The organism is Streptomyces sp. NPDC058525 (genome assembly GCF_042719495.1).
Taxonomy (GTDB): domain Bacteria; phylum Actinomycetota; class Actinomycetes; order Streptomycetales; family Streptomycetaceae; genus Streptomyces.
In genome coordinates this window covers 7,391-28,823 of sequence record NZ_JBHXNP010000008.1, presented here as the reverse complement: position 1 = coordinate 28,823, position 21,433 = coordinate 7,391, and the positions used below count along the sequence as shown (strand labels likewise).

The following is a 21,433-nucleotide window of genomic DNA, read 5'->3' as shown; positions in this document are numbered from 1 at the left end:
CAGGGGTGGGGTGCTGCCGGATCGGGGCCGCTGGCGCAACGCGGTCAATGTGCTGCTGTGCATCGCGGCTTTGGGCGGCGTGGGCCTGGCCGGCTGGTCCCTGTACGACTCCTACCAGTCCTGGCAGCACCGCGGGGAGAGCCGCACCGCGATCGGCAAGGCGTGCGCGGACCTGGTGGACCCCGATGCGGTGATGCTGCTGGACGGGGGCCGGGACTGGCTCATGCCGAGCGAGGTCACGAGCCGCAAGCAGCTGGACCTGGGGCAACTGCCGGACGAATGCGTCCTGCTCTCCTCGTACGAGGACGAAGGCAAGACCCGGTGGACCACGTACTTCGGCCTGAAGGTGCACGCGCTGCCCCAGCACGGGTTGCACGTACTCGACACCGACGACAAACCTTTCAACCCGTGGAGCCCGCGGGCCGCGGAGGAGGACGTCACCGACGAGGTGACCGATCCGCTCCCCGCCCCCCTCGGTGACGGCCGTGCCGGGACCTACTCCGCCCGGACCGTCTCGGTGACCGCCGTCTGCGCGCAGCCCGTCGCCGGGGTGACCGCCTTCCGGGCCTCCGCGACCGCCGGGTACGGCGACCCGACCGACAAGGAACGCAAGGCCCTGGCAGTGATGGCCCGCTCGGCGGCCGTCACGGCGGCCGGGCGCGCCGGCTGCGCCGCCACCGCGCCCGAACTGCCCGCCGCCCTGCCCGCGCAGGGCCGCGCCCTCGGCCCCGCCGAGCAGGGCACCGGCAGCTGTGCCTGGTACGCGGCCTTCCTGCGCGGCCGTCAGGATCGGGAGCGGCTCCCCGACAAGGCGCTCGGAGCGCCGGTGTCGGAGCACGGCGGGAGCGAATCCTGCGTGCTGGCCCTGGACGCCGAGACCCGCGAAGGCATGGAGGCCCGGCTCCTCGCGGAGGGTGTGGCCTACGGTGGCCCCGGCGAGCGCTTCACCAACCCCTGGTGGTTGCGGACCTTCTCCCACTTCGGCGACGACGCGGCCGGGACCATGGCGGAAATCGGCGCCGGGAAGAAGGCCACCGCGATCGCCGCCGGCCAGGCGGGACGGGGGTACCGCTTCCTGTACGCCTCGGCCACCTGCCAGGGCCGCCCCGCCGTCCTCGGCATGATCGTGGCCTTCCGGTACGACACGGTGCTCGGCGCCCGCCTCGACGAGCTGTTCAAGGCCTACGCCGCCGACGCGGCCGCGCGCCGCGGATGCTCCGGGCTCGTGCTGCCTCCGCCCGAGTAGGGTCGGGACATGCCGCCCGCCAAGAAGAAGCCGCGCGCCTACGACCCCGTCAAGATCCGTACGGCCGTCACCGCACAGTTCGGGCATGTCTCCCGGGGCGTGCGGGAGTTGGGGGACGAGCAGCTCGCGCGGCCCAGCGGGCTCGGCGCGTGGACCGTCGCCGACCTTGCCGCGCACATCGCGTGGATCGCGGACTCGCTCGCCGTCGGCCTCGCGCGGCCGCCCGCCGCCGTCCCCGAGCTGACCGCCGTCGAGTGGCCCTTCGCCACCGCCTCCCTCGCCGGGAAGATCTCCGAGGCCGCCCGCGAGACCCTCGCCGGAGCCCCGCTCCCCGAGCTCTTCGACCGGGCGGCCGCCGGCCTGGCCGCGGGACTGGAGGCCAACACCGGCGACCGCGTGCTGAACCTGTGGATCGGGGACATGACCCTCGCCGACTTCCTGGTCACCCGGACCGTGGAGCTGGTGGTCCACACCGACGACCTGAACCGGGCCGCCGGAGCGGACATCCCCATCGAGCGCCAGGCCCTGGCCGCCTGCACCCGGCTGCTCGCCGACGCCCTCGCCCTCAAGGCGCCGGGCGGTTCGGTCGAGGTGCGGATCCCGCCCTTCGCGGTGGTCCAGTGCATCGAGGGCCCCCGCCACACCCGCGGCACCCCGCCCAACGTGGTGGAGACCGACCCGCTGACCTGGATCCGGCTCGCGACGGGCCGTACGGACTGGGCCGCGGCCCTCGACGCGGCGCAGGTCAGGGCCAGCGGCGAGCGGGCCGACCTGTCCGCGCTGCTCCCCCTGATGGGCTGAGCCGCCAGCAGGGCGGAACCGCCCGGGCGCCTGCTCCGTCCCATCGTCATGCGTACCCTCAGGCACCTTCCGACCGGCCTGGCCCTCGTCCTCGCGCTGTCCGCGTGCGCGCAGTCCGGGGACGGCGCGAGCAGGCCCCTCCCCGACCCCCAGGGCTCCTGGGCCGTCGAGTCCCTCACCACCGGCGGCCGCACCCTGCACGGGCCGGCGGCCGCCCGCGTCGAGTTCACGGCGGACGAGGCCAGGGGCAGCTACGGCTGCAACGGCCTCCTGGCGAAGGCCGTCTTCGAAGGCGCCTCCGCCGTCACCGTGACCCCCGGCGTGACCACCACCATGGCCTGCGAGGACCAGGAGTTCGAGAACGCGTTCGCCAAGCTCTTCAAGGGCCGCCTCACCATCGACCGGGGCCCCGACCGGCTCACCCTGAAGACCTCCGACGGAAGCACGATCGCCCTGACCTCCCAGCCCCCGGCCCCGGACGCCCCGCTCGCCTCGACCGAGTGGCAGGTCGACGCGCTGGTCGACGGCGGGACCGTGTCCGCCGTACCCGCCGACGCGGCCGGCAAGGCCCGGTTCACCCTGACCACCGACGGCGCGGCGAGCGGCAGCCTGGGCTGCAACCGGTTCAACGCCAAGGCCACCGTCGACGGCTCCTCGGTCACCTTCGGGCCGCTCACCACGACCCGGATGGCCTGCGAGGGCCCGGCCGGCGAGCTGGAGCGGACCCTGACCGCGCTGTTCGGCGGCGGCCCGCTCACCTGGAAGATCCACGGGCAGGACCTCACCTTGACCGCCCCCGACGGCAAGGGCCTCACCGCCAAGGGCGCCACGGCGGTCGAGTGACCCGCGGGTCGCGCGGGCCACGGCGGGCTCAGACCGGGTAGGGCAGCAGCGTCGCCGTCCAGTCCGGGCTGAACACCGGGACGCGGCTGACCTGCCGGTTCGGGGTCTTGATGTGCGGAGATCCGTACGAGGACAGGTCCGCACAGCCCAGGTCGTCGCCCAGGACGAACAGGATGTTGGGACGCCGGGACTTACGTCCGCGCGCGGCGCGGAACTCCCGTTCGTGCGCGGCCTCGGCGGCCTGGGCGGGGGCGGCGGCACCCAGTCCCACGGCCGCGGCGGCGGCGCTCACGAGAGGGAAAGGAATTGCGGCGTGTGACTACGCAGAACAGCGACAGATGGCGCTCGCGACACGGACCAGGTCCACGTGCCGGCGCTCGACGAGGGTGACGGTGCGGTCACCGAGAGGCTGCATGGGCCGAGAACCTGTACGAATGTCCATACAGCTGTCAACAAAGGAATCCGGATACCGAGACGGAGCAGCCCCGTCACCCTCTGTGCTGTGACATTTCCCGGGCATCCCGAATTCGGACCAGTGGTCGACCTCGCCTACACTCAAGGTGTGCCTCGTGGTGATGGACGACTCAACCACGACCTGCTCCCCGGAGAAAAGGGCCCCCAGGACGCTTGCGGCGTCTTCGGTGTCTGGGCTCCGGGTGAAGAGGTCGCCAAGCTCACCTACTTCGGACTGTATGCGCTGCAGCACCGCGGACAAGAGTCCGCGGGAATCGCTGTGAGCAACGGTTCCCAGATCCTCGTCTTCAAGGACATGGGTCTCGTTTCCCAGGTCTTCGACGAAACCTCTCTCGGCTCGCTCCAAGGTCATATCGCGGTCGGTCACGCCCGCTACTCGACCACCGGAGCCTCCGTCTGGGAGAACGCCCAGCCGACCTTCCGCGCGACCGCCCACGGCTCCATTGCCCTGGGTCACAACGGCAACCTGGTGAACACCGCCGAGCTTGCCGAGATGGTCGCCGACCTTCCCCGTCAGGACGGCCGCGCCACCCAGGTGGCGGCCACCAACGACACCGACCTGGTCACCGCCCTGCTCGCGGGGCAGACCGACGAGGACGGCAAGCCCCTGACGATCGAGGAGTCGGCCACCAAGGTCCTCCCGAAGGTCAAGGGCGCCTTCTCCCTCGTCTTCATGGACGAGGGAACCCTCTACACCGCCCGTGACCCGCAGGGCATCCGCCCGCTGGTCCTCGGCCGCCTCGAGCGCGGCTGGGTGGTCGCGAGCGAGACCGCCGCCCTCGACATCTGCGGCGCCAGCTTCGTCCGCGAGGTCGAGCCGGGCGAGCTCATCGCGATCGACGAGAACGGCCTGCGCACCTCCCGATTCGCGGAAGCGAAGCCCAAGGGCTGTGTCTTCGAGTACGTCTACCTGGCGCGCCCGGACACCGACATCGCCGGCCGGAACGTCTACCTCTCGCGTGTCGAGATGGGCCGGCGCCTGGCCAAGGAAGCCCCGGTCGACGCCGACCTGGTCATAGCGACCCCGGAGTCGGGCACGCCCGCCGCCGTCGGGTACGCGGAGGCCAGCGGGATCCCGTACGGCTCCGGCCTGGTCAAGAACGCCTACGTCGGCCGGACCTTCATCCAGCCCTCGCAGACGATCCGCCAGCTCGGCATCCGCCTGAAGCTCAACCCCCTCAAGGAAGTCATCCGGGGCAAGCGCCTGGTGGTCGTCGACGACTCGATCGTCCGCGGCAACACCCAGCGCGCCCTGGTCAAGATGCTCCGCGAGGCCGGCGCGGCCGAGGTCCACATCCGGATCTCCTCGCCGCCGGTGAAGTGGCCGTGCTTCTTCGGCATCGACTTCGCCACCCGGGCCGAGCTGATCGCCAACGGCATGACGGTCGAGGAGATCGCCACGTCCCTGGGCGCGGACTCGCTCTCGTACATCTCGCTCGACTCGATGATCGAGGCGACGACCATCCAGAAGCCCAACCTCTGCCGTGCCTGCTTCGACGGCGAGTACCCGATGGAGCTGCCCGACCCGCAGCTCCTGGGCAAGCAGCTCCTGGAGACCGAGCTCGCGGGCGGCACGGACGCCGCCGACGCGCTCCGTCGCCCGTAGCCCCCCTGGTTCAACCTGCGCCGGGCCCTGTCTTTGAGGCTTCTCCCAGGGCCCGGCACCACACGCAGTAACGACACGAAAGCTCTCTCCTGTCATGACAGAGAAGACCACCGGTGCCAGCTACGCAGCCGCAGGCGTGGACATCGAAGCGGGAGACCGCGCCGTCGAGCTGATGAAGGAGTGGGTGAAGAAGACGCAGCGCCCCGAGGTCCTCGGCGGCCTCGGCGGTTTCGCCGGCCTCTTCGACGCCTCCGCCCTCAAGCGCTACGAGCGTCCGCTGCTCGCCTCCGCCACCGACGGCGTCGGCACCAAGGTCGACATCGCCCGTCAGCTCGGCGTGTACGACACCATCGGCCACGACCTGGTCGCGATGGTCATGGACGACATCGTCGTCTGCGGCGCCGAGCCGCTCTTCATGACCGACTACATCTGTGTCGGCAAGGTGCACCCCGAGCGTGTCGCAGCCATCGTCAAGGGCATCGCCGAGGGCTGTGTCCTCGCCGGCTGCGCCCTGGTCGGCGGCGAGACCGCCGAGCACCCGGGCCTGCTGGGCCCGGACGACTTCGACGTGGCGGGCGCCGGCACGGGTGTCGTCGAGTACGACCGGCTGCTCGGCGCGGATCGCATCCGTACGGGTGACGCCGTCATCGCGATGGCTTCGTCCGGCCTTCACTCGAACGGGTACTCGCTGGTCCGGCACGTCCTCTTCGACCGGGCCGGGATGTCCCTGGAGCAGGAGATCGAGGAGCTCGGCCGCACCCTCGGCGAGGAGCTCCTGGAGCCCACCAAGATCTACTCGCTGGACTGCCTGGCCCTCACCCGGACGGCCGAGGTGCACGCCTTCTCGCACATCACCGGCGGCGGCCTGGCCGCGAACCTGGCCCGGGTCATCCCGGACCACCTGCACGCCGCGGTCGACCGGTCGACCTGGGCCCCGGGCGCGATCTTCGACCTGGTCGGCAAGGCCGGGCAGGTCGAGCAGCTGGAGCTGGAGAAGACGCTGAACATGGGCGTCGGCATGATGGCGGTCGTGCCCGCCGAATCGGTGGACGTGGCCCTGACCGCGCTGGCCGACCGGGGCGTCGACTCCTGGGTCGCCGGTGAGATCGTCGAGCGCGGCGAGCACACCGAGGGCTCGACCCTGACCGGGTCCTACGCGAGCTGAGCAGCACTGAAACCCGGCCCGGGGCGATGCCCTGGACCGGGTTTCAGTCTTTGACCTTGTTGTGCAGACGCTCTCGAGAAAGCGTCAAGCGCCGCGACGCTGTGCCGACGGACCGGACTCTTCGTCCTCGTCGTCGTCATCGCTGTTGTAGAGATCCGCGTACTTGGCGTACGGGTCGTCGTCGTCCAGATCGTCATCGACTTCGACCGGCTCGCTGATCTGCAGCGGCTCTGTCGGCGATGCGCCCAGCTCATTGGCCAGACGCGAGAGGTCAGTCCCGCCGCTGTTGTACTTCAGCTGGCGGGCGACCTTTGTCTGCTTGGCCTTGGCCCGGCCGCGCCCCATGGCTCGACCCCCTCGGTGACGGGGCTCGACGGCCCCAGAGTCTGACACGCGTTCATGGTTCGGAGCGGGCTCTCCGTGGAGAGACCGTCCGTAGGGGTTTAACGGTACCTGCTTCCGCGGCCATACGGTACGCCGCCCGCATGACGCGCCCCGGTGCAGTACCAACAAGGCGCCCCGTCCTCGCTGGTCACCGCGATTTTAACGCTTTCCTGGCCCGCGACCCGCCGAAGTGCAGTGAGTTCTGTCTCCCCGCACCCCGGCGGGCGCGTCCGGACGCCCCCGGAAGGGGCCGGCGCCTAGCGCGCGGAGCGGGCGTCCGCCATCCGCTGCTCGGCGATCCGGTCGGCCGCGGCGGCCGGCGGGATACCGTCCGCCTTCGCGCGAGCAAAGATCTCCAGGGTGGTGTCGAAGATCTTCGCGGCCTTGGTCTTGCAGCGGTCGAAGTCGAAGCCGACCAGCTCGTCGGCGACCTGGATCACGCCGCCCGCGTTGACCACGTAGTCCGGGGCGTAGAGGATCCCGCGGTCCTGGAGGTCCTTCTCGATGCCGGGGTGGGCGAGCTGGTTGTTGGCCGCGCCGCAGACGATCCTGGCGGTGAGGGCCGGCACGGTCTCGTCGTCCAGCGCGCCGCCGAGCGCGCAGGGGGCGTAGATGTCCAGGCCCTCGACGCGGATCAGCGCGTCGGTGTCGGCGACCGCGGTGACCTTGCCCGGGTGCTTGTCGAGGATCCGGCGCACCGACTCCTCGCGCACGTCCGTGATCACGACCTCGGCGCCGTCCTGCAGCAGGTGCTCGACCAGGTAGTGGCCGACCTTGCCGACGCCGGCCACGCCGACCTTGCGGCCGCGCAGGGTCGGGTCGCCCCACAGGTGCTGGGCGCTGGCGCGCATGCCCTGGAAGACACCGAAGGCGGTGAGCACCGAGGAGTCGCCCGCGCCGCCGTTCTCGGGGGAGCGGCCGGTCGCCCAGCGGGTCTCGCGGGCCACGACGTCCATGTCCGCGACGTACGTGCCGACGTCGCACGCGGTGACGTAGCGGCCGCCGAGGGACTCCACGAACCGGCCGTAGGCCAGCAGCAGTTCCTCGCTCTTGAGGACGTCGGGGTCGCCGATGATCACGGCCTTGCCGCCGCCGAGGTCGAGACCGGCGAGGGCGTTCTTGTACGACATGCCGCGCGCGAGGTTCAGCGCGTCGAGGACGGCCTCCTCGTCCGAGGCGTAGGCGTGGAAGCGCGTGCCGCCGAGGGCCGGGCCCAGTGCGGTGGAGTGGATCGCGATGACGGCCTTCAGGCCGGTGGCTCGGTCCTGGCACAGCACGACTTGCTCGTGGCCGCCCTGCTCCGTACGGAACAGGGTGTGCAGGACGCCGTCGGTCATTTCGGTCACGGTGGTGACTCCCATGGAAGAGATGCGGCGCGGAAATGACGCCCGCCCTGCGGGTGGGGGAGGGCGTGCTGGGAGCAGCGTAAGACCTCCGGGGGGCGTGGGGACCGCCTGTCCGAGGATCGGAACACTCCCGTGTCACTGGCGCGCCGGAGGTAGCGGAGCCGCAAAAAGGGGAGTACGAGAGCGTGAGCGAATCTCCCGATCCCCTGCTGCCCTCCGCGCGCTCGGCGCCGGCCGTCCCGTACGCCTCCTACCTGCGAGTGTACGAGCCCCTGGTGGCTTTCCCGGAGCCGGAGCGGGCGCACTGGGCCGACTACGCCCGGCGCGGGACGGCCCCGACGGCCCAGGACGAACTGCGCCGGTCGCTCACCGACTTGGTGCGGGTTCCCGTGGTGGGGGTGCCGGCCCACGAGAGTGCGGACGCGTTCACCGCCGAGGTGGACGGGGTGCTGCTGGTCTGCCCGTGGCGCACCCGGCTCCGCGGCTGGCTGGCGCTGGAGGAGCTGGTCGAGTGGTTCCCGCTGCCGGTGCTGGACGCGGCGCTCCCGCCGACGGTGCGCCTGCGGGCGGCCGAGGAGTACGAGCGCTGGCGCGAGCGGAACCCGGACGCCCGCCCGTGGATCCGTACGGGGGTGTGGCAGGTCCCGCTGCGCTGGTTCGTGCTGGTGGCGGATCAGGAGCGGGACTACGTGCCGGGCGAGCGGCTGCGCTACCGGACGCCGATGGTGCAGGCGCGGCGGCGGCTGGCGCGCGCCCTGCGGACCCTGCGGTCGGCGGAGGGGTACGGGATGCTCGCGGACGGCCTGGTGGAGGTCGGGAGCTGGCTGGAGGAGTTCCACCCGCGGTCGATGGTCGAGCTGGACTACGGCGGGCTGCTGCACGCGCTGCCGGCGGACCGGCTGGCGGCGGACCGCTCGGCGGGCGACCTGGCGGAGGGGATCGCGGCCTTGCGGGCGGGTGACGAGGACGGGGCGGCCGAGGTCTACGAGGAGCTCGCGGAACGGTGGAGGGCGGTCCGGGAGAGACTGTTCGCGAATTAGTTTCCGGGGCCGGCGGGGCCCGGATCCGGCTCCGGTAGCACCCGTACGTACCCCCGCGTATCGGTCTTTCGGCCATAAGTGGCTGATCAGGGGCTTGATCATCGCTTTAGGGACGTTGTACCAGGACCTACGTCCCGATACGGGCCATTGGCCCAAGCGTGACGGACCGCACTAACCACACCCTTGCGCCCTTCCCCTACCCTCGTGCCAAAATAGGACAAGGAGTCCGGGGAGGGTTCCTTCCGTCCAACTAAGGGCGGAATGCTCGGCATTGCGCTCTACGGGGGGTCTGACGACTCCTGATGGCTCTGTGACTGATCGTCACAGTGGGGTGACTGTCCGTTATGGGGCGGTCCATCGGCTTCCGCCGCTGATGAACACCTCGGAGGGCAATTCCGTCGGTTTGGCCCTTGGGGCTGGACGGATGGTGTAGTTGTAGTGCCGAGGACAAGCCGTTCGTCCTATAACCGACTCGGCCCGCGTATGTCCATTTCGGGCAACGCGGGCCAAGGTGCAGAATTTAGAGGAAAGAACCGAGATGGTTCGGTTCTCCCGAGGAGGCCGCTCATGACCGCTCGCACCCCTGATGCCGAGCCGCTGCTGACCCCGGCTGAGGTTGCCACGATGTTTCGCGTGGACCCGAAGACGGTCACCCGCTGGGCCAAGGCTGGCAAGCTCACGTCCATCCGCACCCTGGGTGGACACCGCCGTTACCGCGAGGCCGAGGTTCGCGCACTGCTCGCGGGAATTCCGCAGCAGCGCAGCGAGGCCTGAGGTCGCGCAAGCACCCCTGCTTTAACGGGTTTCCATCGGGTCCCCCAATCCGATGAAACCCACATGGCTTGATACGGCTGAGCCTGCCCCAACAGGTTCACAAGTCGTCGATCGCGCTGGACTCCGCCGGGTCCAGCGCGATCTTTTTATGCCCCGGTGGGGGCGGTATCGGGCTGGTGTGCGGATGCCGGCGGGGTAGGTGCCATTGCACATATTAAATCGAGGGGGTGTATGGGTGCGATAAACGTACACATCCCAAAAACTCATACGGTGACTCCCGTCACAGATGATCACTCTTGTATTCACGGGAATGCACCCCGTAAGGGGAAGTCGGGCCCGGAGGGCATCACGCGAACGGGGGATTCTGGCGGGGAGGGGCCCAGGGCCCTTTGGGCGGGGCGGGAAGGGACGGGGTGGGCGCAGCGGCCGTCAGGGGACGCCCTGGGCGCCGGAACGGGCGTCGGAGGGCCGGGAAGGGCCTGGATGGTCCGGGAAGGGCTCGGAGGGCCGGGAAGGGCCTGGATTGGTCCGGGAAGGGCTCGGAGGGGCCCGGAGGGCGTCGGCGGACCGGCGGCCGGCCTCGGGACTCTCGGGACTCTCGGGAGCCCCGGGAGCCCCGGGGGCCGCGCGGGTCCCGGCGGTCCCCAAGGCGGCCCTGCGGATTTGCCCGCCAACGCGTCAGGGCCCGTATCCCCTGGGGGATACGGGCCCTGACGTTTCTGCGAACCTGACGGGACTTGAACCCGCGACCTCCACCTTGACAGGGTGGCGAGCTAACCAACTGCTCCACAGGTCCTTGATTTGCGGCCGCTCGGCGGCTGCGAATCAGACTGTACCGCAGCTCAGGGGGTGCAGTCGAACCCGATCACCGGGCAGACGGCGGGGCCGCCGCGTCCACCGCTTTCACGATCCGCTTGTCGGAGATCGGGTAGGCCGTTCCGAGGGCGTGCGCGAAGTAGCTGACGCGCAGTTCCTCGATCATCCAGCGGATGTCGGTGACCGCCGCCGGCACGGGCCGCCCCTTGGGCAACTGCTCCAGCAGCCAGGCGTACTCGTCCTGCATCTCGTGCACCTTCTCCATGCGCGTGGTGTCGCGCTGGACGCCCGTGGGCATCTGCTGGAGCCGCCGGTCCACCGCCACCAGGTAGCGCATGAGGTCCGGCAGCCTGCGCAGCCCGGTGAGCGTCACGAAGCCCGCCGGCATGAGCGCCGCCAGCTGCGTCTTCACGTCCTGAAGGTTGGCGACGAGCGCGAGGCTGCCGGTGGCCTTCAGGCGGCGTTCGCAGGCCTGCCAGGCGGCCAGCACCTGCTGCACCTGCTCGACCGTGCGCACGGTCGTGTCCACCAGGTCGGCGCGGACGGCCTCGTAGAGCTTGCGGAAGCCCGCCTCGTCCCAGGCGGGGCCGCCGTGGGCGGCGATCAGCCGGTCGGTCGCGGCGGTCGCGCAGTCGTCGAACAGCGCCTGGATGGAGCCGTGCGGATTCCTGGACAGGGCCAGCTTCTGCTGGTTGGTCAGGTGATCCGAGGCGAACTTCGCCGGGTTCACCGGGATGTTCAGCAGGATCAGCCGCCGGGTGCCCAGCCACATCGCCTGCTGCTGCTCGGCCTCCGTGTCGAAGAGCCGTACGGAGACGGTCGAGCCCTGGTCCACCAGCGCCGGATACGCCTTCACCGGCTGGCCGGCCCGCCGGGTCTCGAAGACCTTGGTCAGCGTCCCGATTGTCCAGTCGGTCAGCCCGGTGCGCTCCACCGACTCCCCGCCCGCCCGCTCGGCGGTGGCAGCGGCGGCCTTGGAGAGCGCCTGGCGGGCCTTCGGCTTCAGCCGCAGCCGGAGGGCCTCCAGGTCCTTGTCCTCGGCGAGGTTCTTGCGGCGCTCGTCGACGATCCGGAAGGTGATCTTCAGGTGGTCCGGGATCCGGGTCAGGTCGAAGTCCTCGGCCGAGACCGGCACCCCGACCATCCGCTGGAGTTCGCGCGCCAGCGTGACCGGCAGCGGCTCCTGCAGGGGCACCGCCGTGTCGAGGAAGCGGCCGGCGAAGTTCGGCGCCGGGACGTAGTGCCGGCGGATCGGCTTCGGCAGCGAGCGGATCAGCTCGGTGACGACCTCCTCCCGCAGGCCCGGGATCTGCCAGTCGAAGCCCTCGTCGGTGACCTGGTTCAGCACCTGGAGCGGGATGTGCACGGTCACGCCGTCCGCGTCCGCGCCCGGTTCGAACTGGTAGGTCACCCGGAACTTCAGCTGCCCCTGCCGCCAGGAGTCCGGGTAGTCGGCCTTGGTGACCCCGGCCGCCTTCTCGGTCAGCAGCATCTCCCGCTCGAAGTCGAGGAGTTCGGGCTCCTCGCGCTTCTTGTGCTTCCACCAGGAGTCGAAGTGCGCCCCGGAGACCACGTGCTCGGGGATCTTCTGGTCGTAGAAGTCGAAGAGGGTCTCGTCGTCCACCACGATGTCGCGGCGCCGGGCCCGGTTCTCCAGCTCCTCCACCTCGGTGAGGAGCTTGCGGTTGTCGGCGTAGAACTTGTGGTGCGTGCGCCAGTCGCCCTCGACCAGGGCGTTGCGGATGAACAGTTCGCGCGAGACCTCGGGGTCGATCCGCCCGTAGTTGATCTTCCGCTGGGCCACGATCGGCACGCCGTACAGCGTGACCTTCTCGTACGCCATCACGGCCGCCTGGTCCTTCTCCCAGTGCGGCTCGCTGTAGGTGCGCTTGATCAGGTGCTGGGCCAGGGGCTCGACCCACTCGGGCTCCACCTTGGCGTTGACCCGGGCCCACAGCCGCGAGGTCTCCACCAGCTCCGCCGACATCAGGAACTTCGGCTGCTTCTTGAAGAGCGCCGAGCCCGGGAAGATCGCGAACTTGGCGGAGCGGGCCCCCAGGTACTCGTTCTTGTCGGTGTCCTTGAGCCCGATGTGCGAGAGCAGGCCGGCCAGCAGCGAGATGTGGATGCTCGTCTCGGGGGCGTCGGCCTCGTTGACGTGGATCCCCATGGTCTTGGCGACCGTGCGCAGCTGCGAGTAGATGTCCTGCCACTCGCGGATCCGCAGGAAGTTCAGGTACTCCTGCTTGCACATCCGGCGGAAGGAGGACGAGCCGCGCTCCTTCTGCTGCTCGCGCACGTAGCGCCACATGTTCAGGAACGAGAGGAAGTCGCTGGTCTCGTCCTTGAACCGGGCGTGGTTCTGGTCGGCCTGCGTCTGCTTGTCCGAGGGCCGCTCGCGCGGATCCTGGATCGACAGGGCCGCCGCGATGACCATGACCTCGCGGACGCAGTTGTTCTTGTCCGCCTCCACGACCATGCGGGCCAGCCGCGGGTCGACGGGCAGCTGGGAGAGCTGGCGGCCCATCTGCGTGAGCCGCTTCTTCGGGTCCTTCTCGGCCGGGTCGAGCGCCCCGAGCTCCTGGAGCAGCTGCACGCCGTCGCGGATGTTGCGGTGGTCCGGCGGGTCGATGAAGGGGAACTTCTCGATCTCGCCGAGCCCGGCGGCGGTCATCTGGAGGATGACGGAGGCCAGGTTGGTGCGCAGGATCTCCGCGTCCGTGAACTCCGGGCGGGCGTTGAAGTCGTCCTCGGAGTAGAGCCGGATGCAGATGCCGTCGCTGGTGCGGCCGCAGCGGCCCTTGCGCTGGTTGGCGCTGGCCTGCGAGATCCGCTCGATGGGCAGGCGCTGGACCTTGGTGCGGTGGCTGTAGCGGGAGATCCGGGCGGTCCCCGGGTCGATCACGTACTTGATGCCCGGGACGGTGAGGGAGGTCTCGGCGACGTTCGTCGCGAGGACGATCCGGCGGCCGGTGTGCTGTTGGAAGACCCGGTGCTGCTCGGCGTGCGAGAGCCGTGCGTAGAGGGGGAGCACCTCGGTGAAGCGCAAGTTCCGTTTGTTCAGGGCGTCGGCGGTGTCGCGGATCTCGCGCTCTCCGGAGAGGAAGACCAGGATGTCGCCCGCGCCCTCGGACTGGAGCTCGTCCACGGCCTCGCAGATCGCGGTGATCTGGTCCCGGTCGCTCTCCTCGGAATCCTCCTCCAGCAGCGGCCGGTAGCGGACCTCCACCGGATACGTCCGCCCGCTGACCTCGACGATCGGCGCTTCCCCGAAGTGCCGGGAGAACCGCTCCGGGTCGATGGTGGCGGAGGTGATGATCACCTTGAGGTCGGGGCGCTTGGGCAGCAGCGTGGCCAGGTAGCCGAGCAGGAAGTCGATGTTGAGCGACCGCTCGTGGGCCTCGTCGATGATGATCGTGTCGTACGCGCGGAGCTCGCGGTCCGTCTGGATCTCGGCGAGCAGGATGCCGTCCGTCATCAGCTTCACGAAGGTCGCGTCCTGGTCCACCTGGTCGGTGAAGCGGACCTTCCAGCCGACCGTCTGGCCGATCTCGGACTTCAGCTCCTCGGCGATGCGCTCCGCGACCGTGCGGGCGGCGATCCGGCGGGGCTGGGTGTGCCCGATCATGCCCCGGACGCCGCGGCCCAGCTCCATGCAGATCTTGGGGATCTGCGTGGTCTTGCCGGAGCCGGTCTCGCCCGCGACGATCACGACCTGGTGGTCGCGTATCGCCTCGGCGATCTCGTCCTTCTTCTGGCTGACGGGCAGGTTCTCGGGATAGGTGACCTCGGGCATCCGCGAGGCACGGCCGGCCAGTCGCTCGGCGGCCTTCGAGGCCTCCGCGGCGATCTCGTCGAGCACGGCCTGCTTGGCCTCGGGCTTGCGGATTCGGCGGGCGCCCTCGAGGCGGCGGCCTAGGCGGTGCGCGTCGCGGAGGGAGATCTCACCGAGAAGCGTCTGCAGGGCGGCGAAGGAAGTAGACATACCTGGTCGAGGATCTCACCCGGGGCCGCCGGGTGGCGAACGCATTTGTGGGGCGGACCCGTACCATTTCGGGACGAGTCCCCCGGCCGTACGAGTGAGAGGCAGCCCACCTTGTCCCGCCGCAGCCGTGTGTGGTGCCTGCTCGGCGCCGTACTGGCCCTGCTGGCGGGGTGTGCGGTGCCGGCCGCCGCGGCCCAGCCGCTCTCGTCCCCGCCGCCGGCCGCCCTGGTCCACGCGGCGGCGTACGCGGGCGGGGGCCCGTCCTGCGCCCCCGCGACCGGGGACCACGGCCGCCCGCCGGCGGTTCCGCCGCGCGCCGGAGACCCGGCGCACGGCCAGGCCCCGGCCGCCGGGCGGCTCTCGGCGGACCGGGCCTGGGACTGCCGGGCGATACCCGTACGGATCCTCGTACGCGGGCCGGACCAGCCGGCGCCCGGCCCTGTGGAGCTGTCCGTGATGCGGGTCTAGGAGGACCGGTCACCCCACCGGTCCACCCCACCACCCGCACCCCTGGAGCCCGCATGCCCACTCCCCACCCCGGCACCCCCGACAACACCGCCAAGCCCGCCAAGGCGTCCGCCAAGCCCGGCAAGTCCGGGAAGGCGTCCGGTAAGCCCCTGCACATCGCCGCCGGGGTCGCCCTCGCCGCGCTCACCCTCGGCCTCGTCTCCTGGCAGGCCTCCACCGCCTCCACCGACCAGCCCGCGGCCGGCGCCGGCGCAGGCGCAGGCGCGTCCGCCGCGCCCCGTACCGATCCCGCCGCCGAGCTGAAGGCGCTGGCCCGCCGCGACTCCGGCGACAAGCTCGCCGTCGGCCGCGCCGACGCCCCCGTCGTGCTGATCGAGTACTCCGACTTCAAGTGCGGCTACTGCGGCAAGTTCGCCCGGGACACCGAGCCCGCCCTGGTGAAGAAGTACGTCGAGAACGGCACCCTGCGCATCGAGTGGCGCAACTTCCCGATCTTCGGCGCCGACTCCGAGGCCGCCGCCAAGGCCGCCTGGGCCGCCGGGCAACAGGACCGTTTCGCCGCCTTCCACGCGGCCGCGTACGCCGACGGATCCAAGGAGAAGGGCTTCGGCGAGGCCCGCCTGATGGAGCTGGCCGAGCAGGCGGGCGTCCCGGACCTGGAGCGCTTCAAGAAGGACATGGCCGGCGAGCAGGCCGCGGCGGCCCTGAAGAAGGACCAGGACGAGGGCTACCGCATCGGCGTGACCTCCACCCCGTCGTTCCTGGTCAACGGGCAGCCCATCGCGGGCGCCCAGCCCCTCGACGCCTTCACCGCCGCCATCGCCAAGGCCGAGGCGGCGGCCCGCCCGTGACCGACATCGGATACCTGGCCGCCCTGCTGGGCGGCCTCCTCGCGCTGCTCAGCCCGTGCAGCGCCCTGCTGCTGCCCGCCTTCTTCGCGTACTCGATCGACTCCACGTCCCGGCTGCTGGCCCGCACGGGGATCTTCTACGCTGGCCTCGCGACCACCCTCGTACCGCTGGGGGCGGCCGGCTCGTACGCCGGGCGGTTCTTCCACGGCAACCGCGACGCGCTGGTCCTCGCCGGCGGCTGGCTGATCATCGCGCTCGGGCTCGCCCAGATCCTCGGACTGGGCTTCGCCTCGAAGCGCGTCTCCGAACTGTCGGGGCGGATCCGGCCGACGACGGCCCTGTCCGTGTACGCCCTCGGCGCGGTCTACGGGCTGGCCGGCTTCTGCGCGGGCCCGATCCTGGGCAGCGTCCTGACCGTGGCGGCGGTCAGCGGCAGCCCGGTCTACGGGGGCCTGCTGCTGGCCGTCTACGCCCTGGGGATGGCCGTGCCGCTGTTCCTGCTGGCCCTGCTGTGGGAGCGGTTCGACCTGGGCCGCAGGCGCTGGCTGCGCGGGCGGGCCTTCACGGCGGGCCGCTTCGAGCTGCACACCACCTCGCTGCTGTCCGGGCTGTTCTTCACCGCCCTGGGCGCGATGTTCCTGGTCTTCGACGGGGCGAGCGCACTGCCCGGGCTGCTGGACGTGGACGACTCGTTCGCGGTGGAGGAGTGGGTCCGGTCGGTGGCGGACGGGGTCCCGGACTGGGCGCTGCTCTGCCTGGTCGCGGCGGGGGCGGCGGCCGTCGGGCTGGCGCAGTGGCGCCGCAGGACCCGTACGGCGGAGGCGGCGGAGGCGGCCGAGACGGAGTAACCACAGAAGGCCCCGTCCAGAGGACGGGGCCTTCTTGATGGTGGCTGGGGCCGGGGTCGAACCGGCGACCTATCGCTTTTCAGGCGATCGCTCGTACCAACTGAGCTACCCAGCCACGAAACCGTTTCCGGCTTCAGCGATCCTGACGGGACTTGAACCCGCGACCTCCACCTTGACAGGGTGGCGAGCTAACCAACTGCTCCACAGGACCTTGCAGTGTGCGAGACAAGTCTTGCACACGGTAATGCGTACCCCCAACGGGATTCGAACCCGTGCTACCGCCTTGAAAGGGCGGCGTCCTGGGCCACTAGACGATGAGGGCTAAAGGCCCGCCGGGCACTTTCCAGCGCGTCGGGGACGTGAGAAGCATATGGGATCCGGGGAGCTATCGCCAAAACGGTTTCTCCCGGCAAGCGGAAGGCGCCCCCGCCGGGGGGACAATGGCCCGGTGCTGGAGATGACGCGCGAGGAGTTCGAAGAGCTCGTCGCAGAGGCCCTGGACCGGATCCCGCCGGAGCTGACGCGGCTGATGGACAACGTGGCGGTGTTCGTCGAGGACGAACCTCCCGCCGACGACCCCGAGCTGCTCGGCCTGTACGAGGGGACCCCGCTGACGGACCGCGGCGAGTGGTACGCCGGGGTGCTGCCGGACCGGATCACGATCTACCGGAACCCCACGTTGCGGATGTGCGAGGACCGGGAGAGCGTGGTCGCCGAGACGGAGGTCACCGTGGTGCACGAGATCGCCCACCACTTCGGGATCGACGACGAGCGGCTGCACGCGCTGGGCTACGGATGACCCGGCCGGCCGTCCCCGGCGGTGAGGCCATCGACCCGGACGTCGACCTGCGCGTGCCCGCGCAGGCCGCCGAGCCGCAGGGCCGGGTGCTCGTCGCGGTGGCGGCGGGCGGGGCGGTCGGGGCCTCGGCGCGGTACGGGATCGGCCTGCTGTGGCCGGCCGGGCCCGGGGAGTTCCCGTGGGCGACCCTGGTGATCAACGCGGCCGGCAGTGCGCTGATCGGCGTACTGATGGTGCTGATCAGCGAGGGCGGCAGGACGGCCCCGCATCCGCTGGTCCGGCCCTTCGCCGGGGTCGGGATCCTGGGCGGCTTCACCACCTTCTCGACGTACGCGCTGGACTTCTCGCGGCTCCTGGACGAGGGGGAGGCGGGCACCGCGCTGGCGTACGCGGGGCTCACGGTGGCCGCGGCGCTCGGCGCGGTGTGGGCGGCGGCCTCGGTGACGCGCCGGGCGGTACGGGGCCGGGCAGCGCCGGTTCGTACGGGCCGTGGCCGGGCGGAGCCGCGGTGAACTGGCTGCTGGTGGTGGCGGGCGCGGTGGTCGGGGCGCCGCTGCGGTACCTGACGGACCGTGCGGTGCAGGCGCGCCGTGATTCGCCGTTCCCCTGGGGCACGTTCGTGGTCAACGCGGCCGCCTGCCTGCTGCTGGGGGTGCTGGCCGGGGCGCTGCTGGCCGGGGCCGCCTCCAGCCGGCTGGAGCTGCTGCTGGGGACGGGGCTGTGCGGGGCGCTGAGCACGTACTCGACGTTCTCGTACGAGACGCTGCGACTGGCCGAGCGCGGCTGGAAGTTCCTCGCGGCGGCGAACGTCGCCGCATCGGTGCTGGTCGGGCTGGGCGCCGTACACCTCGGGTCGCAGGTGGCGCGGCAGCTGTTCGGCTGAGGGCGTGTCCCATACGGGGCAAAGGGAGTTGGGCTGTTTGACCCGCTCATGCGGACCGCTCATCCCTCAGGCTCGGAGGTGCCCTCGTGCGCCAGTTGTCCGCTTCCCTCCGACTGGCCGTCACCGCGCTCGCGGTCGCGGCGACGGCGGGCTGCATGAGTGTCGGCGAGGACTCGGCGAAGCCCGGGCCCTCCGCCTCGTCCGACGGCCGCGGTGCGGCGGCGGGCGGGGGGTCCACGGCCGGCCGGGGCTCCGGGGTGCACGGCAACGGGCACGGCACGAAGGACGGTACGGGGAGCCAGGACGGCAGGCCCAAGGAGGACGGCAAGGCGTCCGGTGCGACCGGCGGCTCACCCAGCCCGGGGGCGCCGAGCGGGCAGCCGGGCGTGCCCTCGCCGTCGGCGGAGCCGGGCGGCGGGGCGGGCGGGCAGGGGCCGCAGGAGCCCTCCGGGGGCGGCTCGGGAGGGTCGGGCGGATCCGGCGGCTCGGGAGGGTCCGGGGGTTCGGGCGGAGCGGGTGGTTCCGGTTCTGGTGGCCCGGGTGGCGGCCAGCAGTCGCCGAGCCCGACTCCGGAGCCGCCGGCCACCACGCCCCCTGTGACGGAACCCACGCCGCCGGCGAGCCAGCAGCCGGAGCCGAGCACCGCGCCGGGGGCGTAGCGGGGGGTGCCGTGCGGGGGCGTCCGGGGCCGTTCAGGGCCCGGCGCGAAGCCTCGTCCCGGTCCCGTCCTCGCGCTGTCCTCGCCCCGTCCTCGTGCCGTCATCCTCCCGTCCTCGCCGCCGCCCCCTGCTCCGACCCACCCCCGGGCTCCGGTCATATCCGCAGGTCAGAGCCGTTCCTGCCGGAGTGACTTGCCAGACCCGGGGGAGGGTGCGTATGGTTATAGATCGTTTGATCCCATTGCCCGGCGCCGAATCCGAAGAGCGCCGTGTGGCGCGTACTCTCCCTAGCCGTGGCTGACCGCATTGAGGCGGTCGATTTGCGATTCACGGAGTTTGGGCGCGTGCCGAGACTCCGGAAGGTTTCGCATTTCGCATGTCCATTTCCAGTTCTGACCGTGCCGTCATGCCCGAGAACGACTCGAACGAGATCGTCGACGCAGTAGAGACCCTTGTGGTCGACGAGACCATCGAGGCCCTTGAGGCCGACGTGACGACCGACCAGTCCATCGACTCCGTCGACGCCGAGGGCGACGACGAGTCCGGCGCCGACGCCGAGCCCACGATCACCTTCGCGGACCTCGGTCTGCCCGAGGGCGTCGTGCGCAAGCTCGCGCAGAACGGTGTCACCACCCCCTTCCCGATCCAGGCCGCGACCATCCCGGACGCCCTGGCCGGCAAGGACATCCTCGGCCGCGGCCGCACCGGCTCCGGCAAGACCCTCTCCTTCGGTCTGCCGACCCTGGCCACGCTGGCCGGCGGCTTCACCGAGAAGAAGAAGCCCCGCGCGATCATCCTCACGCCGACCCGTGAGCTCGCGATGCAGGTCGCGGACGCCCTCCAGCCCTACGGCGACGTGCTCGGCCTGAAGATGAAGGTCGTCTGCGGCGGCACCTCGATGAGCAACCAGATCTACGCCCTCGAGCGCGGCGTCGACGTCCTCGTCGCCACCCCGGGCCGGCTGCGCGACATCATCAACCGCGGCGCCTGCTCCCTGGAGAACGTCTCGGTCGCGGTCCTCGACGAGGCCGACCAGATGGCCGACCTGGGCTTCCTGCCCGAGGTCACCGAGCTGCTCGACCAGATCCCCGGCGGCGGCCAGCGCATGCTCTTCTCCGCCACCATGGAGAACGAGATCGGCACCCTGGTCAAGCGCTACCTGTCCAACCCCGTCACGCACGAGGTCGACAGCGCGCAGGGCAACGTCACGACCATGACGCACCACGTGCTCGTCGTGAAGCCGAAGGACAAGGCGCCGGTCACGGCCGCCATCGCCGCCCGCAAGGGCCGCACCATCATCTTCGTCCGCACCCAGCTGGGCGCCGACCGCATCGCCGAGCAGCTCGTCGAGGCCGGCGTGAAGGCCGACGCGCTGCACGGCGGCATGACGCAGGGTGCCCGTACCCGCGTCCTCGCCGACTTTAAGGACGGCTACGTCAACGCGCTCGTCGCCACCGACGTCGCCGCCCGCGGCATCCACGTCGACGGCATCGACCTGGTCCTGAACGTGGACCCGGCCGGCGACCACAAGGACTACCTGCACCGCTCGGGCCGTACCGCCCGCGCCGGCAAGTCCGGTGTCGTGGTCTCCCTGGCGCTGCCGCACCAGCGCCGCCAGATCTTCCGTCTGATGGAGGACGCGGGCGTCGACGCCTCGCGCCACATCGTCCAGGGCGCCGGCGCCTTCGAGCCCGAGGTCGCCGAGATCACCGGTGCCCGTTCGCTTACCGAGGTCCAGGCCGACTCCGCGAACAACGCCGCGAAGCAGGCCGAGCGCGAGGTCGCCGAGCTCACCAAGCAGCTGGAGCGCCTGTCGCGCCGTGCCGTGGAGCTGCGCGAGGAGGCCGACCGCCTGGTCGCCCGCTCCGCGCGCGAGCGTGGCGAGGACCCGGAGGCCGCTGTCGCCGAGGTGGCCGAGGCCGCCGAGGCCGAGGTCGCTGCCGCCGCCGCTGCTGCCGCCGCCGAACTGGCCGCGCAGGAGCGCCGCGAGGAGCAGCGCGCCCAGCGCGACGACCGCGGCAACTTCGAGCGTCGCGACAACCGCGGTGGCGACCGCGGTGGTGACCGCGGTGGTGACCGTGGCGGCTTCCGCCGTGACGACCGCGGCGACCGCGGCGGCCGTCCGTCCGGTGGCTTCAACCGTGACGACCGTGGTGGCGACCGCGGCGACCGTGGCGGCTTCCGCCGTGACGACCGTCCGTCGGGCGGCTTCCGCTCGGGTGGCGACCGTCCGTCCGGTGGTGGCTTCCGTCGTGACGACCGTCCCTCGGGTGGCTTCAACCGCGATGACCGTGGTGGCGACCGTGGCGGCTTCCGCCGTGACGACCGTCCCTCCGGCGGCTTCCGCTCCGGCGGCGACCGTCCGTCCGGTGGTGGCTTCCGTCGTGACGACCGTCCCTCGGGTGGCTTCAACCGCGATGACCGTGGTGGCGACCGTGGCGGCTT

General features: G+C 71.2%; 19 protein-coding genes, 4 tRNA genes and 1 pseudogene. 15 read left to right on the top strand and 9 right to left on the bottom strand.

Annotation, left to right across the window (positions count from 1 at the left end):
• Positions 1-10: 10 nt before the first annotated feature.
• From ACFWP3_RS06475 to ACFWP3_RS06465, 3 genes are read left to right on the top strand one after another with little or no spacing between them, the layout of a single operon-like run.
• Positions 11-1,246 carry a hypothetical protein gene (locus tag ACFWP3_RS06475; RefSeq protein ID WP_384216789.1) on the top strand — a complete coding sequence of 412 codons (1,236 nt, stop codon included), beginning with the start codon at positions 11-13 and terminating at the stop codon, positions 1,244-1,246.
• 9 nt (positions 1,247-1,255) lie between these two features.
• A complete protein-coding gene (locus tag ACFWP3_RS06470) occupies positions 1,256-2,047 on the top strand; it encodes a sterol carrier family protein (protein WP_384216787.1) in 792 nt (263 codons plus the stop codon).
• Positions 2,048-2,095: 48 nt separating this feature from the next.
• A complete protein-coding gene (locus ACFWP3_RS06465) occupies positions 2,096-2,890 on the top strand; it encodes an META domain-containing protein (protein ID WP_384216785.1) in 795 nt (264 codons plus the stop codon).
• Between the two features lie 97 nt (positions 2,891-2,987).
• On the opposite strand, the pseudogene ACFWP3_RS06460 reads toward ACFWP3_RS06465, so the two are convergent.
• Together ACFWP3_RS06460 and ACFWP3_RS06455 are read right to left on the bottom strand one after the other, a co-directional pair.
• Positions 2,988-3,197: pseudogene (locus tag ACFWP3_RS06460) on the bottom strand (twin-arginine translocation pathway signal protein); the annotation flags it as partial.
• 12 nt (positions 3,198-3,209) lie between these two features.
• Positions 3,210-3,305: a putative leader peptide gene (locus ACFWP3_RS06455; protein WP_324617183.1), complete on the bottom strand. Its 96-nt coding sequence runs from the start codon at positions 3,303-3,305 to the stop codon at positions 3,210-3,212.
• Positions 3,306-3,452: 147 nt separating this feature from the next.
• Here ACFWP3_RS06455 and purF point away from each other — a divergent pair, with 147 nt between their 5' ends.
• Both purF and purM read left to right on the top strand, forming a co-directional pair.
• Positions 3,453-4,970 (top strand): amidophosphoribosyltransferase, encoded by a 1,518-nt coding sequence (purF, locus tag ACFWP3_RS06450; RefSeq protein ID WP_384216783.1) that lies wholly within the window; start codon positions 3,453-3,455, stop codon positions 4,968-4,970.
• 94 nt (positions 4,971-5,064) lie between these two features.
• Complete coding sequence (purM, locus tag ACFWP3_RS06445) at positions 5,065-6,135, top strand: phosphoribosylformylglycinamidine cyclo-ligase (protein WP_384216781.1); 1,071 nt, start codon at positions 5,065-5,067, stop codon at positions 6,133-6,135.
• Between the two features lie 84 nt (positions 6,136-6,219).
• Here purM and ACFWP3_RS06440 read toward each other — a convergent pair whose 3' ends face one another.
• Together ACFWP3_RS06440 and ACFWP3_RS06435 are read right to left on the bottom strand one after the other, a co-directional pair.
• Complete coding sequence (locus ACFWP3_RS06440; protein WP_069921195.1) at positions 6,220-6,480, bottom strand: DUF3073 domain-containing protein; 261 nt, start codon at positions 6,478-6,480, stop codon at positions 6,220-6,222.
• Between the two features lie 296 nt (positions 6,481-6,776).
• Positions 6,777-7,865 (bottom strand): Leu/Phe/Val dehydrogenase, encoded by a 1,089-nt coding sequence (locus tag ACFWP3_RS06435; protein WP_384216779.1) that lies wholly within the window; start codon positions 7,863-7,865, stop codon positions 6,777-6,779.
• Positions 7,866-8,050: 185 nt separating this feature from the next.
• Here ACFWP3_RS06435 and ACFWP3_RS06430 point away from each other — a divergent pair, with 185 nt between their 5' ends.
• Together ACFWP3_RS06430 and bldC are read left to right on the top strand one after the other, a co-directional pair.
• Positions 8,051-8,905 (top strand): hypothetical protein, encoded by an 855-nt coding sequence (locus tag ACFWP3_RS06430; RefSeq protein WP_384216777.1) that lies wholly within the window; start codon positions 8,051-8,053, stop codon positions 8,903-8,905.
• Positions 8,906-9,472: 567 nt separating this feature from the next.
• Entirely contained in the window at positions 9,473-9,679 is a 207-nt protein-coding gene (gene bldC / locus ACFWP3_RS06425; protein ID WP_003949541.1) for a developmental transcriptional regulator BldC, read from the top strand.
• A 722-nt stretch (positions 9,680-10,401) separates the two neighbouring features.
• On the opposite strand, the gene ACFWP3_RS06420 is transcribed toward bldC, so the two are convergent.
• A tRNA-Asp gene (locus ACFWP3_RS06420) sits at positions 10,402-10,475 on the bottom strand.
• A 69-nt stretch (positions 10,476-10,544) separates the two neighbouring features.
• A complete protein-coding gene (gene hrpA / locus ACFWP3_RS06415) occupies positions 10,545-14,480 on the bottom strand; it encodes an ATP-dependent RNA helicase HrpA (RefSeq protein ID WP_384216775.1) in 3,936 nt (1,311 codons plus the stop codon).
• Positions 14,481-14,591: 111 nt separating this feature from the next.
• On the opposite strand from hrpA, the gene ACFWP3_RS06410 reads away from it, so the two are divergent.
• From ACFWP3_RS06410 to ACFWP3_RS06400, 3 genes are read left to right on the top strand one after another with little or no spacing between them, the layout of a single operon-like run.
• On the top strand, positions 14,592-14,948 hold the full coding sequence (locus tag ACFWP3_RS06410) for a hypothetical protein (protein ID WP_384216773.1): 357 nt from the start codon (positions 14,592-14,594) through the stop codon (positions 14,946-14,948).
• 53 nt (positions 14,949-15,001) lie between these two features.
• On the top strand, positions 15,002-15,799 hold the full coding sequence (locus ACFWP3_RS06405; protein ID WP_384216771.1) for a DsbA family protein: 798 nt from the start codon (positions 15,002-15,004) through the stop codon (positions 15,797-15,799).
• Entirely contained in the window at positions 15,796-16,647 is an 852-nt protein-coding gene (locus tag ACFWP3_RS06400; RefSeq protein ID WP_384216769.1) for a cytochrome c biogenesis CcdA family protein, read from the top strand. Before ACFWP3_RS06405 ends, ACFWP3_RS06400 begins: the two co-directional genes overlap by 4 nt.
• Before the next feature lie 38 nt (positions 16,648-16,685).
• Here the strand turns inward: ACFWP3_RS06400 and ACFWP3_RS06395 are convergent.
• The 3 genes from ACFWP3_RS06395 to ACFWP3_RS06385 form a co-directional block, all read right to left on the bottom strand.
• Positions 16,686-16,762, bottom strand: a tRNA-Phe gene (locus ACFWP3_RS06395).
• Positions 16,763-16,784: 22 nt separating this feature from the next.
• A tRNA-Asp gene (locus tag ACFWP3_RS06390) sits at positions 16,785-16,858 on the bottom strand.
• A gap of 38 nt (positions 16,859-16,896) precedes the next feature.
• A tRNA-Glu gene (locus tag ACFWP3_RS06385) sits at positions 16,897-16,969 on the bottom strand.
• 126 nt (positions 16,970-17,095) lie between these two features.
• On the opposite strand from ACFWP3_RS06385, the gene ACFWP3_RS06380 reads away from it, so the two are divergent.
• From ACFWP3_RS06380 to ACFWP3_RS06360, 5 genes are all read left to right on the top strand, one after another.
• Complete coding sequence (locus ACFWP3_RS06380; protein WP_030012899.1) at positions 17,096-17,446, top strand: metallopeptidase family protein; 351 nt, start codon at positions 17,096-17,098, stop codon at positions 17,444-17,446.
• Positions 17,443-17,958, top strand: a complete 516-nt coding sequence (locus tag ACFWP3_RS06375) for a CrcB family protein (protein ID WP_384216767.1) — start codon at positions 17,443-17,445, stop codon at positions 17,956-17,958. The genes ACFWP3_RS06380 and ACFWP3_RS06375 overlap by 4 nt, the downstream gene beginning before the upstream one ends.
• A complete protein-coding gene (locus tag ACFWP3_RS06370; RefSeq protein ID WP_384216765.1) occupies positions 17,955-18,329 on the top strand; it encodes a fluoride efflux transporter FluC in 375 nt (124 codons plus the stop codon). Before ACFWP3_RS06375 ends, ACFWP3_RS06370 begins: the two co-directional genes overlap by 4 nt.
• A gap of 86 nt (positions 18,330-18,415) precedes the next feature.
• Positions 18,416-18,988 (top strand): hypothetical protein, encoded by a 573-nt coding sequence (locus tag ACFWP3_RS06365; RefSeq protein ID WP_384216763.1) that lies wholly within the window; start codon positions 18,416-18,418, stop codon positions 18,986-18,988.
• Positions 18,989-19,394: 406 nt separating this feature from the next.
• The coding region (locus tag ACFWP3_RS06360) for a DEAD/DEAH box helicase (protein ID WP_384216762.1) at positions 19,395-21,433 on the top strand (2,039 nt) is incomplete at its 3' end.

Coding starts and splice junctions, on each gene's coding strand:
- ACFWP3_RS06375 (WP_384216767.1), top strand. CDS start 17,443: ATGACCCGGCCGGCCGTCCCCGGCGGTGAGGCCATCGACCCGGACGTC.
- ACFWP3_RS06405 (WP_384216771.1), top strand. CDS start 15,002: ATGCCCACTCCCCACCCCGGCACCCCCGACAACACCGCCAAGCCCGCC.
- purM (WP_384216781.1), top strand. CDS start 5,065: ATGACAGAGAAGACCACCGGTGCCAGCTACGCAGCCGCAGGCGTGGAC.
- ACFWP3_RS06440 (WP_069921195.1), bottom strand. CDS start 6,480: ATGGGGCGCGGCCGGGCCAAGGCCAAGCAGACAAAGGTCGCCCGCCAG.
- ACFWP3_RS06455 (WP_324617183.1), bottom strand. CDS start 3,305: ATGCAGCCTCTCGGTGACCGCACCGTCACCCTCGTCGAGCGCCGGCAC.
- hrpA (WP_384216775.1), bottom strand. CDS start 14,480: ATGTCTACTTCCTTCGCCGCCCTGCAGACGCTTCTCGGTGAGATCTCC.
- bldC (WP_003949541.1), top strand. CDS start 9,473: ATGACCGCTCGCACCCCTGATGCCGAGCCGCTGCTGACCCCGGCTGAG.
- ACFWP3_RS06470 (WP_384216787.1), top strand. CDS start 1,256: ATGCCGCCCGCCAAGAAGAAGCCGCGCGCCTACGACCCCGTCAAGATC.
- ACFWP3_RS06465 (WP_384216785.1), top strand. CDS start 2,096: ATGCGTACCCTCAGGCACCTTCCGACCGGCCTGGCCCTCGTCCTCGCG.